This is a genomic window from Microcoleus sp. F10-B2 (assembly GCF_036704965.1).
Classification (GTDB): domain Bacteria; phylum Cyanobacteriota; class Cyanobacteriia; order Cyanobacteriales; family Microcoleaceae; genus Microcoleus.
Window position 1 is genome coordinate 1 of record NZ_JAUBTB010000056.1, and the last position, 14,975, is coordinate 14,975.

The following is a 14,975-nucleotide window of genomic DNA, read 5'->3' on the forward strand; positions in this document are numbered from 1 at the left end:
GCGTGAGCTAACATTCTCATGAAACTCATGCTCGATCGAACCCTCAATCGATTTATGAATGATTTGCGATCGCTATATAACTGGATGGGATTACATTTTGTCAGCCCTAGCTACTGTTGCATGATTTTTTAAAATTGGTATAAGTTGGCATAAAAAACTTTACAGGAACTTTACGATCGCCAATATATTTTTTGGTAAAATCACTGTGAAAAAGCAAAAAACCATAGAAATTAAGCACTAATAAAGTATTAGCGTTATCGCCAACCAGACTGTTAGCAAAGCACGGCAGATATAAAGCATCCCCTATGCAGAAGATTTGTTAATTTTGTGTTAAGTATCAAAGAAACAGGACATTATGACATTACTTAAAGCTCCTTTAAACAGAATTTAATGACGATTACTTTGAAGATCCTTAATCGTCGAAGCTATACTACCAGTCATGGACGCAAGAACGGCTAAAAACAAACGGTTGCGATTACGTCGCACAGAGAATAATGACAGAAATACGTTGTTTCTGCGTCTTGGACTAACTACCATGAAAAAAATTTGCTTCAAAGTGGCCTCAAATATATATCTGGGGGAACTTGAGGGTTTTATGCGAATCGCGGGAAATCGTTACATAAGTTTATATTTGGGTTGCCCGATCGCCCTTCCTGTGCCATCTACCCCCAGTTAACGTACGTCGTGATTTTGGTTCAAACTCTTGTGGGGTCTGCTGGAGAGCCCGCCCAAATCTACAATGTAAATGCAGCAAATCTTAGTTGCGCTTAAGTGTTGAAGGGGCTCAGTGCTCTGCGGGCATCCTACAACTGCGATCGCCCCAGACGATCCCTTATCCCCTACAATAAACAAGCAATTATTATATTTTGAGTTATCCTGTGAGTCCTACTGCCGAAGTCAGCAATACCCTAAATGCGGGCGTTCTACCAACCGTTACCGCTACCCCAGCGCGCCGCGCTGTTTTTCCCTTCACTGCGATTGTTGGCCAGGAGGAGATGAAACTGGCGCTGCTGTTGAATGTCATCGATCCCAAAATTGGCGGGGTGATGATTATGGGCGATCGAGGTACTGGTAAATCTACCACAATCCGCGCCCTCACTGACTTGCTGCCAGAAATTGAGGTGGTGGCTGACGATCCTTTTAACAGTCATCCCACCGATCCGGATTTGATGAGTGATGAGGTGCGCGATCGCACTTTATCTCAAACTGACATTAAAATCGCCCGCAAAAAAGTTCAAATGGTAGACTTGCCTCTGGGCGCTACCGAAGACCGAGTTTGCGGTACGATCGACATCGAGAAAGCTTTGTCGGAAGGTGTTAAAGCTTTTGAACCCGGGCTTTTAGCTAAAGCTAACCGCGGTATTCTTTACGTTGATGAAGTCAATTTGCTAGACGATCATTTAGTCGATGTTTTGCTCGACTCGGCCGCCAGCGGTTGGAATACTGTGGAAAGAGAAGGCATTTCGATCCGCCACCCGGCTAAGTTTATTTTAATCGGTTCCGGCAACCCAGAAGAAGGAGAATTGCGGCCGCAGTTGCTCGACAGATTCGGGATGCACGCAGAAATTCGGACTGTGAAAGACCCGAATTTAAGAGTGGAAATTGTCGAACAGCGATCGAGTTTTGACCAAAATCCGGCGGAGTTTCTCTCGAAATACCAGCGCGAACAAGATGAGATGCAGCAGAAGTTGGTGGAAGCTCAGGAAAGATTAAAATCGGTAACTATCGATCGAGAGTTGCGGGTAAAAATCTCCCAAGTTTGCGCTGAATTGGACGTAGACGGGCTGCGGGGCGATTTGGTGACAAATCGGGCTGCCAAAGCTTTCACGGCTTTGGAGTGCCGCACGGAGGTGACTGTGGACGATATTCGCCGGGTGATGACTCTGTGTTTGCGGCACCGATTGCGGAAAGACCCGCTAGAATCAATAGATTCGGGCTACAAAGTGACTAAAGTGTTCGATCGGGTATTCGGTCTAGAAACAACTGAGGGGTAATTGATAATTGGTAATTGGTAATTGGTAATTGGTGGTGATGAAACATTCCCGAAATTTTCATACCTTATTCCCCATTCCCAATTACTAATTATGGCAATGGAAAAACGAATTTTAGGATTAGATCCGGGCTTGGCCCATCTCGGCTACGGGGCAATTTGCTGTCAAATTGTTCCTGGCCAACCAGATAAAAACAGCGTTTCCCTGATTGATTGCGGCGTTATACAAACAACGCCAAAACAGGAAATGGGACAGCGGTTGAAAACAATTTACGACGATTTGCACGAGGTAATTGAACAGATTAAACCAGATCTAGCAATTGCCGAAAAACTGTTCTTTTACAAGATGGGAAATACCATACTTGTAGCGCAAGCGCGGGGGGTTTTGACGCTAGTATTGGCGCAGTGTGGAGTGCCGCTGTTCGAGTTTACGCCGGCTCAAATTAAGCAAGCTTTGACCGGCCGCGGTAATGCGGATAAGTCCGAAGTGCAAGAAGCCGTGGCGCGGGAGTTGGAGTTGGGTTACATTCCGAAACCCGACGATGCAGCGGATGCTTTGGCGGTGGCGTTGACTGGTTGGTACGATGATGATATTTGTCCGAAGAAAATACAGTTGGAAACAGGAAAAATTTGAGGCAATATCAAATCATCGGCAAATTAAGAACAAATCCGGGCAAGACATCTTCTCCCGATAAACTAACCGGAAATTGTACAATCTCTACCTCGCTAGAAGCGCGATAAATTTCCACTTGTTCGTCTTGAGGATTAATCAGCCAACCCAAACGCAAGCCACTGTTGAGATATTCCTGCATTTTCTCCTGAAGCGGCAGCAGCGGGTCTGTGCGCGAGCGCAATTCAATGACAAAATCAGGACAAATCGGCGGAAATTTCTCTTGTTCTTCTGCTGTTAAAGCCGACCATCTTTCCCAGCTAACCCAAGCCGCATCCGGCGATCGATCGCCATTATTAGGCAACCGAAAAATTGTGGAAGAACTAAACACTCTCCCTAGCTGGGTTTGTTGATTCCACATCCAAACCAAGCCAATTAAATCGGCTTCTCGATTGCCGCTGACTCCGCCTACTGGTGACATAATGATAATTTCTCCTTTAGCAGTCCGTTCAAATTGCCAATCTCGATTCATCTGGCACAAACGGTAAAACTGTTCGTCTGTTAGTTCGACAGTATCTAAGTTTAAAGTAACGGTTGTCATTTTTCTTAACTCCCTAGAAATATGAGTTCTGCAAACCTATTTTAGCGCCGCATTTTTTCAATTTTAACATCACTCCTCATAGCGCGGACTTAAGCTTTAATACGAGGGCTTAAGCCCCAGCCCGACTATTGCCAAGTGCAAAATATTAGTTGAAAATGTAATTAAGTTCGATCGCCCAATTCCACCCTCACTCAAAAAAATGCTATAATATCAACTTTAATTGCTAAGCTGCTCCCGCCAGCAGAAAACACAGGAAAATAATATGGTGATTATTACCTCACAAGAAATTGCCCAATTTCGCTCGCAATTAGCGGAATATCCCGAAGCCCTAAAAGCCTTAGACGAAATCGAAGATTGCGAAGGTGACATCGAAGATGCAGCGATATCTCTAGCCATTCAAGCCGGACAAGAACCTAATATATCTGAAAATTGGTTGGATGGATTGGCCAAAAGATGTCGCGTTGCTATCTGCAAATCAGAGATTAAAGAAGAGTTGACAAACGGACAATTAAATGCAGCCTTTAGAGATTTAGTTGCCGCAAAAATTTGCCCGGATATTTTGGTGACTTCAGTGATTATTTATGTGTTTAAAACTGGGGTGAATGATTTTTGCGAGCCTCTCGAATATCAACTGTAAAACCATCGATGCAGTTAAGGTAGCCCCCATTTCATAACACATCATACTAACTCTGGGTTAAAAAATCCCGTTTATTCTCAGTCCGCGAAGGCGCGTGGCTGCGCGCCAGCGCTTAGGCGGACGAAAGTGTAACTCTTGAGCGATTTTAATCCCCCAATATTAGGTATTTTTAACCCAGATTTGGTATAAAACATGATATCCCGAGGCGAGATGGCAACTCTTCTCTAACTCTTTGCACTACTGTAACCAGCCGGCCTCAAATCCGGCGACAAACCCAAAGATTTCCCCAGCAAACGAGCAAGTTGCACTAAAAAATTAGCAGTATCTTCGTCACCTTCGCGGGCCATTGAAGCCGATATCTGGATTAGCATTTGCACAAATCCTGCATCAATTAAATCGGAACAGGAACTCAAAACCTCTGGTTCTTGGCCGTTGGGGCAAGTAAGCACTCGCTCGATTAAGTTCAAATAAGCCTCTTGGCGTTCTGGATTCATTTTGGGAGGATTTGTACAGTAAATAATTTATTATTACGTTTAATTCAGTCGTGTCAATCAGGCGATCGAATAAGCGATCCCCGTTTTTACTCTAGGAACTCCATTCAGTCGGGAATAGACAGAAGCTTAAAGAAAATCTTAAGTTTCTCAATGCTAGTTTAGTCGAGGTAAGATGCTCTTCGCCGCAACCTACTATTACGGGACTTAGGAATATACAAAATGAAAATAGGAATATTTTTAGGAAATCTCGGAAATCCCGCCATCTACTATCCCAAACTTGCCACAATTACCGGCGGAGTAGCGGCGAGCATTTTTCTTTGCCAATTATTACAATGGCAATCACAACAGTCCAACTCCGGCGAATGGGTGAAAACCAACAGCAGCGAAATTGAAAAAGCCACCGGTTTAAATCAGGAAGAACAGGAATTAGCGAGACGCCTGCTCAAAGTACGATCGCTCCTGAAAGAAAAATCAACAACTCCCAACACCGACACCCTTGAAATCTGGGCGGACATTGATGCTTTCGAGGAAAAACTTAATAACTTTTGGACACCGAATCCGCCAGATATTATAACAGAGATAAGCCGCGAAAGCCAGAATCACCCTGTAGAAATCTTCCGCGAAACATCACCCCCAAATCATGCAGTTAAAACTGACAAATATTTCGGGCAACCCCGCCAACAAATAGCCGTTGCTGTCACCCCGAATTACCGATTTAGCGGCCCTTGGAACTCCCAAGAACAACTGCACAATTTTCAGCGAGCTTTAGAAGCATATGCTAAAGAGCGTAATTTAGGATTCGGCAATCCTTCTGGATGGGCATTTAAAATTATTGACAGCATGACAAAAGGCTTAACCTCGACTTTTTGGGAGGAATTTGTCGCCGGAATCCCTTTAGGAGAAAGTCAGAAAGTCAAGCGAGATTGGGAAATCGAGCCGGAAGTGCCTTATCCTGCTTTTGAAGAAGAGCGAATTCAGTATTACGTCCACAAAGGCGAACCGCTAGAAGCCGCAGTATCTAAAGCCCGTGCTGACTTGAGAAACCCTGTTTTGGGCAAGGATTTGTGGGAGGGATTTTTGCGAAAGTGCGATCGGCTTGCTGACGATGCACTCAAAGCAAAACAGCAGGGCGTTAACACACCATATCTGCCCTCTTCTTTCAACGAAAAACCGCAAATCACCAAGGATAGCGTTATGCAGAAGTTAGGGGCGATCGCGCCGCAATTAGCCCTGAATCAATCGACATCTGACACAATTCCCGAACCCCCAAAACTTGAACAAGAAGAATCCCCAACTCCCGCCGAAATTCCCAGTATTTCCTCTTTGCAAAAAGCTTACAATACTCCTCTAGGTCGAAGTATAATTGAAAAACAAATCGCTACCAATCCAGACTGGGGTTACGAAATAGTTGACGGTGAAATAGTCGAATCAATCCCTTTTTAGGAGGTAAGCATGAAACGAATTAGCGAAATCAATCCGCTGGGGGAAGAACGAGCAAATCCTTCTGAGGAAGAGAGAGAAAAACTGAGGCAGGAAAGGTTGCAGCGAGAAAGAGATGAAGGATATCAAAAGTTAGTTGAACTCTGCAATTTAGGCGAATGCGATATGGCCGAGCAGTTGGCAAATCGTAACTCTAATTGGGGTTATGAAATAGTTGATGGAATTGTGATGGAAAGGATAGATTAGGTTCGCATTTATCCCATTTGTTAGTTTCATGGGCGGGCAAGATGCCCGCCCCACAAAAAAATTAATATGTCGTGGAACAGGCATCTTGCCTGTTCCTAAGAATGGTACAAATTGACTATCACAATCTCTATCTTATAATTATAACTAAAAAAATAAATTCCTATCTAACATGACAACAACTATTAACGCCAAAAATATAACTCTCGGTGAAGTCAGTCAATTTTTGAAATTCCAAGAGCAGCTTAATAATGACACGTACACAAATTTTTTATCCTTAGAATCCTTAACAGAAATAGAACAGTTAGAACTCGCCCAAATCCGCAACGATTTTCGCGAATACCTCTCAGTGGAAAGAGTCTCTGAAGGACTGGTACAGGCTTTAACTACGTTTCCCTTAATGCGATTGGCTGGCTTCTACCGCCGCCCAATCAAGATGAGTCTAGAACAAGACATTGCTAACATAACTATAGAAGATGAAGACACAACGATTACAGGCAGATTTGACATTTTAGCAATCAATAAAGAGAAACAAATTGCCGCTGATATACCATTTTGGATTTTAGTAATAGAATCTAAAAATAGTCTAATTGCTCCCCGCGCTGGTTTGCGCCAACTTCTAACTTACGCCTCTAAAAGTTTAGAATATCAAGAGTCTGTTTGGGGATTGGCAACTAGCGGAGAGTTTTATCAGTTTGTCAATATCCGCATAGGAAATCCCCCAACCTATCAGCTAATGCCATTTTTGACTTTGATGGAACCCGAACCTTCAATTTTGTTGCTGCAAGTTTTAAAAGCTATTTGTAAGTTATAGCAGAAGGAAGAAGAAGAACTTGCATTCCTTACTGCGAACCTAAAAAAAGAGGCAGGGAAGATTCCCCGCCTCCAATCTGAAATGACTGTTAACCTAAAAGTTAGATTAGCCAGCCAAGACTTTTTAGTAGCCTCTGGTGTTAGGCTTGTGCACGATGAAGCTGAGCACTTGGCACTGCTTCACGTTGTCAAAACCCATCACGCGGATGTAGCACTGGGGATATTCTTGACGGCAAGCTTGAATTTCTGTCATGATTTCCGGCAGTGATTTTGCACCAAACAAAGGCAACTTCCACAGAGTCCAATAGTGCATTTCAGCGGCAGAGCTTTCGCTGAATTCTACGCCGGGAATGTAGCCTTGATCCAGGATGTACTGGAGTTGCTTGGCAATTTGCGCGTCTGTCAGCGGGGGCAAATAAGACAGAGTTTCGTAACGGCGCTCTTTAGGTAAAGTCTTCATTTTTGGTATCTCTAAGGTGTGTGTTCGATCGCACAAGTCGATCGCTCAACTGGACAAATTATCCAGATTCGGTTCAGAATCAATTGAACTTTCAGGATTGCTGCTAGGGAGAGACCAATTAAGTTGCGTGATTCGCTCCAAATGCTGGCGCCTGTGTTCCATATTCGCCTGTTGAATGTTAGTGCGAACCATCTCCGGCAAAAATTCCACTACATCATGAGCGAGATACTCCCGGACAGTCATGATCCGAAATCCCAAATCTTGATTTTCCAACAGCAGTTCTTGAATGTAAGCTTCTCCGTCTTGGATTTTGGCCTTTGAGGAAAAGTCGTTCAACCAGATTGCCAGAGGAGGATTGGTTTCGCTCAACTGAGCGACCACCATCCGCACGGATTGATAGGTTAGGTAACTTGCCAGCACCTTAGCGGTGTCTTTCGCAACTTGTTTGAGATCCATTTTTGACCCCAGCTCCCTCAAATTTTAGATTTTGGATTTTAGATTTTGGATGCAAACTTACTTGTAAATCTTCTTCAAAGATAAAGACTTCCCAGCAAGTTTGCGATCTCAAACCTAAAATCTTTAACCCAAAATCATCAGACGGTATCCATTGCTTCAAACTCGAACTTGATTTCTTTCCACAGTTCGCAAGCAACGGCCAATTCAGGGCTCCAGCGGCAAGCTTCGCGGATAATGTCTCCGCCTTCGCGCATCAGGTTGCGACCTTCGTTACGAGCTTGGACGCAAGCTTCCAAAGCAACGCGGTTAGCAGTTGCACCAGGTGCGTTACCCCAAGGGTGTCCCAAGGTACCGCCACCAAACTGCAAGCAGGAGTCGTCGCCGAAAATTTCCACCAAAGCAGGCATGTGCCAGATGTGGATACCGCCGGAAGCAACCGGCATGACACCGGGCATGGAAGCCCAATCTTGGGTGAAGTAGATACCGCGAGCGCGGTCTTGTTCGATGTGGTCTTCGCGCATCAAGTCTACGAAGCCCATCGTGATGCCTTTTTCGCCTTCGAGTTTGCCCACAACTGTACCGGAGTGCAGGTGGTCGCCGCCGGACATCCGCAAGCACTTGGCAAGTACGCGGAAGTGGATACCGTGGTTTTTCTGACGGTCGATCACGGCGTGCATGGCGCGGTGAATGTGCAGCAACACACCGTTGCGGCGGCACCATTTGGCCAAGCTGGTGTTAGCAGTGAAACCACCGGTCAGGTAGTCGTGCATGATGATGGGGGTTTTGATTTCCTTAGCGAACTCAGCCCGCTCCATCATTTCTTCGCAGGTGGGGGCGGTTACGTTGAGGTAGTGGCCCTTGACTTCGCCGGTTTCTGCTTGAGCTTTTTCAATAGCTTCTTGAACGAACAAGAAACGATCGCGCCAGCGCATGAACGGTTGCGAGTTGATGTTTTCGTCGTCTTTGGTGAAGTCCAAACCGCCGCGCAGAACTTCGTAAACGGCACGGCCGTAGTTCTTAGCAGACAGACCCAATTTGGGCTTAATTGTACAGCCCAGCAAAGGACGACCGTACTTGTTCAATTTGTCCCGCTCAACGGTAATACCGTGAGGAGGGCCTTGGAAGGTTTTTAGGTAAGCAATGGGAATCCGCAAGTCTTCCAACCGCAGAGCGCGCAGAGCTTTGAAACCGAAAACGTTACCGACCAAAGAGGTCAGCAAGTTGGTGACGGAACCTTCTTCAAACAAATCCAAAGGATAAGCAATGAAGCAGATGTATTGGTTGTCTTCGCCCGGGACTGGCTCGATGTCGTAGCAGCGACCTTTGTAGCGGTCGAGGTCGGTCAGGAGGTCAGTCCAAACAGTTGTCCATGTACCGGTCGAAGATTCCGCAGCCACAGCAGCTCCAGCTTCTTCGGGGGGAACTCCCGGCTGCGGTGTTACCCGGAAAGCCGCCAAAACATCTGTATCCTTTGGGGTGTAGTCCGGCGTGTAATACGTTAGTTTATAGTCTTGAACTCCGGCTTTATACCCAGCCTTTGATTGAGTTTGGGTTTGCGCGTAAGCCATATCTCGCTTCCTAGTATTCGCTTAATTTTTTTGCCCGATCGCAGGCTGTTAAAAATATATCAACAAAGTGGCACTCTCAAATTTTAATATTCTTTTAATCATCATAAGTATTATTTATTTGGCTTTACATTAGGAAAATATTTGTAACATATCTTATAAAATACAAGCGGCGAAGGATGCAGGAGGAAACGCTGGGGATCGCAGAGTGGGGAGGAATTTTGAGCTAGCGAAAAATCTGGTGCAGCGAGCCGAACAGCAGAAAAATACGCTATATGTAAAGAATTTAATACTTAAAAATCACAATTGATAACTGGTAATGGGTAATTGTTAATGGCCGAGGGGTAATTAGTTAGAAATACCTAATTTTGTGGTTGGCAGTTGAGATCGATCGCCCGATCGATCTCAACTGCAATTGAGTATGTAGCAATCTAAAATCCAAAATCTAAAATCCCGTGACTCCCAAACTGCCAACTCAAAAATCGACAGCATAGCACATAATATGGACAGGACTTGTGCTCTCAAACCAAATCCGTCGTTACAGCCATTTGACCTCGCTGAAAACCGGGTTTCTGCGTTAGCTGCGCGTAAGTCTACTATGGATATTTAGCCCCATTTTTACTCTGGTTGTGCCTCACCCCCCTTCAAAAGCCGTCCACTGCATCAATCCAGATTGCCCAAGGCCCTACCCTCAGACTTGGGGCAACAATTTTTGTCATAGTTGCGGGGCTCCGCTGCGGCTAAAAAATCGCTACGTGCCTCTACAAGGCCTCGGTTCCGGGGGTTTTGCAGCAATTTTCACAGTCTGGGACACAGAAACTCAAACCGAGCGCGTCCTGAAAGTATTGCTCGAAACTTCCCCGAAAGCGCTGAAACTGTTCGAGCAAGAAGCTTGGGTTTTGGCACTTTTGCGGCACCCGGGCGTCCCTAGAGTCGAGCCTGACGGTTATTTTCACGTCCAAACCCAAAATTTTGCAGGCGGGGATGGAAATCCTGCGGCGAGGCGGATGCCTTGTTTGGTAATGGAAAAGATTCACGGCAAAACTTTAGAAGAGGTTCTCGACGAGCACCCCCAAGGATGCCCGCAGGAATGGGTGTTTAGTTGGCTGAGTCAAGCTGTGGAAATTTTAGAGGAGTTGCACAGGTGTCAGATTATTCACCGGGACATTAAACCCTCAAATTTGATGCTGCGAGACCCGGAATCGCCCCAAGTTTTGCTTAACAAGGGTTTGGGCGGACTGCAATTGGTGGCGATCGACTTTGGGGGAGTTAAACAGATGGGCGGTGTCGAATCCGTGGGGAAAGATTCTCGGAGTTCGACGCGGTTGATTTCGCCCGGGTACAGTCCGCCGGAACAAATTGCCGGAGGCGGTGTGGTGCCGGCAACGGATTTTTATGCCCTGGGGCGGACTTGCATTCACTTGCTGACGGGGAAGTATCCGGCGGAAATTGAAGATCCGATGACGGGAGAGTTGCGGTGGCGGCACATTGTATCTGTGAGTCCGGCTTTGGCGAATTTGTTAGACGATATGGTGCGATCGAACGTGCACCAGCGTCCGGCGACGGCTGGCGATGTTCGGGCGCGTTTGCAGGAGATTTATGCTAGGAGTAAGGGCAAAATCGGGATCGCCCCAATGGGTCAAGCTATTGTAGAATTCTGTCGGCAAGTAGTGGTGGCGGGGGCGCAAAAAACGGCAAATTTGACGGTTTTGCTGTTCGGCGCGATCGCCCAAATCGTGGTAGCTTCTCTGGATACAGGCTGGGAAATGGTGCTCGGCGGCGTTGGGGGAAGTGCGGGGGCGATCGGCGGTTTGGTTTTGGGCTATGCTTCGCCTCTAGGCCCGGAAATTGCCAGTTTTCTGAATCAAGGTTTGCAGCAATTAATGCCTAACATGACTTTCGCTGTCGGGCCGGAAGTGCTGCTGTTTGGGTTTGCGGGATTGGGAACTGCGATCGGTTTGACGGATGCGGGGAGTTTTCGCCAGCAAAAACAGTATTGGCTGTCTGGATTGATGGGAGCTCAGGGCTATTTGTTGGCGGGTTTGTGCTGGATGGAAGCAACGGCTTCTAGCGGCGTGCAGGGGGTTATTTTGGGAGCTTTTGCGATCGCCTCTGTGACTGTGGGAATGGGTTTGCGCAGCCATCAATTAGTTCACGCTTTGGTTGTGGCTGTTTGCTCGACGGGAATGTTTCTGTTTCTGAATGCTTGGAACATTTTTCCGGGGAGTTTCTTGGGGATTTTGTCACTGTCTAACGTGAGCTTCGGCTGGCTGCAAATTTGGGGTTCAATTGTGTTTTTTGGTTTTTTGGGAAGTGCGATCGGGCTTTGTTTGGGAGTAAGTCATTATTTAGTTGTGCCCGTGCTCAGGTGGTTGGGATGGCGGTAGAAATTAACACCAAATCAATATGCTAATCAAGTCGTTATCAATTAAGTCTGTCTCAAGATTTTCAAGGGTTGGTGCTCTGGCGATCGCCCTTGTCCTCAGCAGCCCGAATCTAGCCAAAGCCGAATCGCGAGAACAAGCCGTCGATAGATTGACCGATTTTTTATTCTACAGGGTTAATCCTCAGTTAAACAATCGCAAACTCCAAGCTGGCGATCGCGAATATAGCAATCAATGGCGGAGATTGCGCGAAGCGATCGATCCGCGAGTCAAGTCGGTACAAGAAGTCTGCTTTAGGTCCGCCCCAGGAGATACAGGATGGGAATTCACGACAATTAACGGGCAGACATACGAGCAAACCTACGATTTACTTGCAGATACAATTTTTTACAGCCGCCATCCTCAACGCACCGGACAGCCAATTCCCAAAAGCGATCGGATCGGCATTAGTGAATGGTCAGCAATTCGACGCGAAATGCATATTTCCAATTGTGGACTGTGAGACTCGAACGCCTTACACCGCAGCATTTATCGAAGATAACTCCTAGAGTAGAGGTCATCTCTACACAACTCTGTAAAAAGAAAGGTTTTCAACCGATGAGTATGAAAAGTTGGATATGCGATCGCACTCTTATTACAACCAGAATTATTGCACCATTGATGGGACTAATCGCCATGGGATATACAAGTTTTGCCGGTGCTGCCCCACTGCAACAAATTCCCAGCATAAATAGTGCGAAAGTCGATACAGGAAGTCAAACAAAATACATCAATAATTCCGAAGAAAATTCAAGAATCGTTGCTTTAAGTGAAAAGGTTCAAGTCAGTATTGAAAATTCTGTAAATTCCCATAAAAAAATACCTCTTCAACAAGGTATGCCATACAAAGATGCGCGTCAAATCCTGATTCAACAACGGTTGCAGCCAAGCTTACAGGGTCAACCTAACCTCAGAGATCGTTCTGTTAAAGAGCTATTTGATTTGGGATATAAAGAGATTAAGGATTGTTCGGGTACAGGAGAGGGGCCTTGTCGTTTTGAGTTTATCAATCAACAAGGAGAACTGCTAGTTATAGTCGCTACGACAAGAGGTTCTGAAAATACAAAACGTTTTGTGAGGAATTGGTGGATTGAGAAAAAGACAGATAGCAATCAACAAAAATCGCCATCAAACATAATTGAAGAAGGTCGTTATTGGTTGGGAGGTACGGATCAGGGTTTAGAGGTAAAGGGAAAACAATATCGATATTATGACGAGTCTAATATCGAGCGACCGTGGCAACCTCTCTCTGAGTTACAATATATCAAAAAAGGCGTTGTGTTTGATGGTAAAAATTATTGGTGTTTATCTACGCTCGCACCTAAAACAGGAGGAGTTTATTGTTCTAAAAATGGATGGCAATAGAAGATTTATTACCAGCTATATCGGAAAAATTGACAATTTTTATGGGGTTTTATCGTGCTAATTCAATCACTTTCTATTAAGTTAAAACCGAAGTTTTTAGGGGTGTGTGCATTAGCTATATCCCTTCTACTCGGTGGTTCCAATCTAGACAGTGCCACAGCGCGCGATTATGAATCACGCACTCAAGCTGTGGATAGGTTTACGGATTGGTTTTTTTATAGAGTGAATCCTCAATTAGGAGGTCGCAAATTGCGATCTGACGATGCTTCTGCCTACATCCGGGAATGGAATGCTATTCGCAATACAGTCGATCGAGAAATGATTACTACACAAGGAGATTGCGTCGGTGATGCTTTCTGGGACTTCGATTATCGTTCTCACGGGCGATCGCTCGATCGGATTGCAGATACAATTTGGGATATCCGCGATCCATCGGGCGACAAAACTCGTGCAGATGTTTCTAAACAAGAATGGCAGAAGCTTCGCAATTCAATAAGTAGAGAGCATTTTTGCTATTAATTTGCAACAATTGTCAACCCCAATTAAACAATAAATAACAACAGCGATCTCAGTTACAAATATTCTTAAAACATAGAATATGTACCCTGAATTGTATTGTCGCTAAGTTAAGTTTAACCCTAGTTGGTGAAATCCCAGAAAACACTGCAAGAGGAACCAGAAAATTTCGTCATTTCAAAAATGTTGGTCTTGCCGTAGCTGGACGAGAAGGCAGGTATGATTGTGTAGAAAGTCCCGCAGGAGAAGAACCTTGAATCGGCTTCATTATCCAGGAAGATGTGGGTTGAGAAGGGGAATTGAAAAATCAGGGGTTAATTCTTTTGCCAGCAGAGGGAATGCAAAGTTATATTCGCGTATAAAATTTATCTAATTTTCTCATCTTACTCTTAGTCCCACTCTGCTGGAACGAAAGTTTGACTCTTAAGCGATTTCAATAGCAAAATGATAAATAATATAACCTGCGATCGCCCGGATTTGATATCATAAGTAATAGCGGGAGATAATATTATATTTTTGCACTAAAATGTCAGTCACGACTCATCAATTAATTCAGTGGAAACAACAACGGCGACCAATTGTCGCGCTGACAGCTTATGATTATGCGATCGCCCAACTCATAGATCTAGCAGGGGTAGATATCATCCTAGTCGGCGATTCTCTGGCAATGCCCATATTGGGCTACGAGACAACACTGCCCCTCACTCTCGATGAAATCCTGCACCACGCTAAAGCAGTGCGTCGCGGTGTTCAACAAGCATTAATTGTTGTCGATTTGCCGTTTTTAACCTATCAGGAAAGTCCCCAGCAAGCCATGCACTCGGCCGGGAGAGTTTTGAAAGAAACAGGCGCTCAAGCTGTAAAATTAGAAGGTGGATATCCAGCAATGGCCGCCACAGTTTCGCAGCTAACATCCGCCGGAATTCCGGTGATGGGTCACGTCGGTTTAACTCCGCAGTCGGTACACCAACTCGGCTACAAAAAACAAGGAAAAACGGCCCAAGCAGCCGATCGCATCATAGCAGAGTCGATCGCGCTTCAAGAAGCAGGCGTTTTTGCGATCGTGCTAGAACACATTCCCGCAGACTTAGCAGCTCAAATCACCCAAAAATTAACGGTTCCCACAATTGGCATCGGGGCCGGCCCGGACTGCGACGGACAAGTTTTAGTTACTTCTGATTTGTTGGGACTTTCACAAAAGCAGCCGCCTTTTGTGAAAGCTTACGCCAATTTGCGAGAAACAATTACCCAAGCTGTCAAAGATTATTCCCTAGAAGTTAGAGACGGAAAATTTCCCGAACTGTAATTAATAGTAGGTTTTGTAGTGAGTACGTCCGTCCTCATAAAACTCCGTCGGAGGGC

16 protein-coding genes are annotated in these 14,975 nt (G+C 45.4%); 11 read left to right on the forward strand and 5 right to left on the reverse strand.

Features of this window, described 5'->3' with window-relative positions:
* Positions 1-878: 878 nt before the first annotated feature.
* Entirely contained in the window at positions 879-1,994 is a 1,116-nt protein-coding gene (gene bchI, locus QUA99_RS20990; protein WP_333240451.1) for a magnesium chelatase ATPase subunit I, read from the forward strand.
* A gap of 96 nt (positions 1,995-2,090) precedes the next feature.
* Positions 2,091-2,624 carry a crossover junction endodeoxyribonuclease RuvC gene (gene ruvC / locus QUA99_RS20995; protein WP_333240548.1) on the forward strand — a complete coding sequence of 178 codons (534 nt, stop codon included), beginning with the start codon at positions 2,091-2,093 and terminating at the stop codon, positions 2,622-2,624.
* 7 nt (positions 2,625-2,631) lie between these two features.
* Here the strand turns inward: ruvC and QUA99_RS21000 are convergent, their stop codons facing one another.
* Complete coding sequence (locus tag QUA99_RS21000; RefSeq protein WP_333240454.1) at positions 2,632-3,201, reverse strand: Uma2 family endonuclease; 570 nt, start codon at positions 3,199-3,201, stop codon at positions 2,632-2,634.
* A 262-nt stretch (positions 3,202-3,463) separates the two neighbouring features.
* Here QUA99_RS21000 and QUA99_RS21005 point away from each other — a divergent pair, with 262 nt between their 5' ends.
* Positions 3,464-3,838 carry a hypothetical protein gene (locus QUA99_RS21005; protein WP_333240456.1) on the forward strand — a complete coding sequence of 125 codons (375 nt, stop codon included), beginning with the start codon at positions 3,464-3,466 and terminating at the stop codon, positions 3,836-3,838.
* 224 nt (positions 3,839-4,062) lie between these two features.
* Here the strand turns inward: QUA99_RS21005 and QUA99_RS21010 are convergent, their stop codons facing one another.
* On the reverse strand, positions 4,063-4,332 hold the full coding sequence (locus tag QUA99_RS21010) for a hypothetical protein (RefSeq protein ID WP_333240458.1): 270 nt from the start codon (positions 4,330-4,332) through the stop codon (positions 4,063-4,065).
* Between the two features lie 219 nt (positions 4,333-4,551).
* On the opposite strand from QUA99_RS21010, the gene QUA99_RS21015 reads away from it, so the two are divergent.
* The 3 genes from QUA99_RS21015 (at position 4,552) to QUA99_RS21025 (ending at position 6,829) form a co-directional block, all read left to right on the forward strand.
* Complete coding sequence (locus QUA99_RS21015; RefSeq protein WP_333240461.1) at positions 4,552-5,775, forward strand: hypothetical protein; 1,224 nt, start codon at positions 4,552-4,554, stop codon at positions 5,773-5,775.
* A 9-nt stretch (positions 5,776-5,784) separates the two neighbouring features.
* On the forward strand, positions 5,785-6,018 hold the full coding sequence (locus QUA99_RS21020) for a hypothetical protein (protein WP_333240463.1): 234 nt from the start codon (positions 5,785-5,787) through the stop codon (positions 6,016-6,018).
* A gap of 169 nt (positions 6,019-6,187) precedes the next feature.
* Positions 6,188-6,829, forward strand: coding sequence for a restriction endonuclease subunit R (locus QUA99_RS21025; protein WP_333240466.1), 642 nt, complete (start codon positions 6,188-6,190; stop codon positions 6,827-6,829).
* A gap of 123 nt (positions 6,830-6,952) precedes the next feature.
* Here QUA99_RS21025 and QUA99_RS21030 read toward each other — a convergent pair whose 3' ends face one another.
* The 3 genes from QUA99_RS21030 to QUA99_RS21040 all read right to left on the reverse strand — a co-directional run bounded on the left by QUA99_RS21030 (position 6,953) and on the right by QUA99_RS21040 (position 9,312).
* On the reverse strand, positions 6,953-7,288 hold the full coding sequence (locus QUA99_RS21030) for a ribulose bisphosphate carboxylase small subunit (RefSeq protein WP_015179214.1): 336 nt from the start codon (positions 7,286-7,288) through the stop codon (positions 6,953-6,955).
* Positions 7,289-7,333: 45 nt separating this feature from the next.
* Entirely contained in the window at positions 7,334-7,744 is a 411-nt protein-coding gene (gene rcbX, locus QUA99_RS21035) for a RuBisCO chaperone RbcX (protein ID WP_333240468.1), read from the reverse strand.
* 137 nt (positions 7,745-7,881) lie between these two features.
* Positions 7,882-9,312 carry a form I ribulose bisphosphate carboxylase large subunit gene (locus tag QUA99_RS21040; protein ID WP_015179212.1) on the reverse strand — a complete coding sequence of 477 codons (1,431 nt, stop codon included), beginning with the start codon at positions 9,310-9,312 and terminating at the stop codon, positions 7,882-7,884.
* Positions 9,313-9,938: 626 nt separating this feature from the next.
* Here QUA99_RS21040 and QUA99_RS21045 point away from each other — a divergent pair.
* From QUA99_RS21045 to panB, 5 genes are all read left to right on the forward strand, one after another.
* Positions 9,939-11,696 carry a serine/threonine-protein kinase gene (locus QUA99_RS21045; protein ID WP_333240471.1) on the forward strand — a complete coding sequence of 586 codons (1,758 nt, stop codon included), beginning with the start codon at positions 9,939-9,941 and terminating at the stop codon, positions 11,694-11,696.
* Positions 11,697-11,715: 19 nt separating this feature from the next.
* The gene (locus QUA99_RS21050; RefSeq protein WP_333240475.1) at positions 11,716-12,195 is read left to right on the forward strand and encodes a hypothetical protein; all 480 of its coding nucleotides are present in this window, start codon (positions 11,716-11,718) and stop codon (positions 12,193-12,195) included.
* Positions 12,192-13,097 carry a hypothetical protein gene (locus QUA99_RS21055; protein ID WP_333240477.1) on the forward strand — a complete coding sequence of 302 codons (906 nt, stop codon included), beginning with the start codon at positions 12,192-12,194 and terminating at the stop codon, positions 13,095-13,097. Before QUA99_RS21050 ends, QUA99_RS21055 begins: the two co-directional genes overlap by 4 nt.
* A 54-nt stretch (positions 13,098-13,151) precedes the next feature.
* Complete coding sequence (locus QUA99_RS21060) at positions 13,152-13,616, forward strand: hypothetical protein (RefSeq protein WP_333240479.1); 465 nt, start codon at positions 13,152-13,154, stop codon at positions 13,614-13,616.
* A gap of 523 nt (positions 13,617-14,139) precedes the next feature.
* Complete coding sequence (gene panB / locus QUA99_RS21065) at positions 14,140-14,919, forward strand: 3-methyl-2-oxobutanoate hydroxymethyltransferase (RefSeq protein WP_333240482.1); 780 nt, start codon at positions 14,140-14,142, stop codon at positions 14,917-14,919.
* Positions 14,920-14,975: the final 56 nt, after the last annotated feature.

Bases quoted from the DNA above. Each gene is read 5' to 3' on its own strand.
- ruvC (WP_333240548.1), top strand. From the start codon at position 2,091: ATGGAAAAACGAATTTTAGGATTAGATCCGGGCTTGGCCCATCTCGGC.
- QUA99_RS21010 (WP_333240458.1), bottom strand. From the start codon at position 4,332: ATGAATCCAGAACGCCAAGAGGCTTATTTGAACTTAATCGAGCGAGTG.
- QUA99_RS21025 (WP_333240466.1), top strand. From the start codon at position 6,188: ATGACAACAACTATTAACGCCAAAAATATAACTCTCGGTGAAGTCAGT.
- panB (WP_333240482.1), top strand. From the start codon at position 14,140: ATGTCAGTCACGACTCATCAATTAATTCAGTGGAAACAACAACGGCGA.
- QUA99_RS21050 (WP_333240475.1), top strand. From the start codon at position 11,716: ATGCTAATCAAGTCGTTATCAATTAAGTCTGTCTCAAGATTTTCAAGG.
- QUA99_RS21020 (WP_333240463.1), top strand. From the start codon at position 5,785: ATGAAACGAATTAGCGAAATCAATCCGCTGGGGGAAGAACGAGCAAAT.
- QUA99_RS21030 (WP_015179214.1), bottom strand. From the start codon at position 7,288: ATGAAGACTTTACCTAAAGAGCGCCGTTACGAAACTCTGTCTTATTTG.
- QUA99_RS21005 (WP_333240456.1), top strand. From the start codon at position 3,464: ATGGTGATTATTACCTCACAAGAAATTGCCCAATTTCGCTCGCAATTA.
- QUA99_RS21000 (WP_333240454.1), bottom strand. From the start codon at position 3,201: ATGACAACCGTTACTTTAAACTTAGATACTGTCGAACTAACAGACGAA.
- QUA99_RS21040 (WP_015179212.1), bottom strand. From the start codon at position 9,312: ATGGCTTACGCGCAAACCCAAACTCAATCAAAGGCTGGGTATAAAGCC.
- QUA99_RS21015 (WP_333240461.1), top strand. From the start codon at position 4,552: ATGAAAATAGGAATATTTTTAGGAAATCTCGGAAATCCCGCCATCTAC.
- rcbX (WP_333240468.1), bottom strand. From the start codon at position 7,744: ATGGATCTCAAACAAGTTGCGAAAGACACCGCTAAGGTGCTGGCAAGT.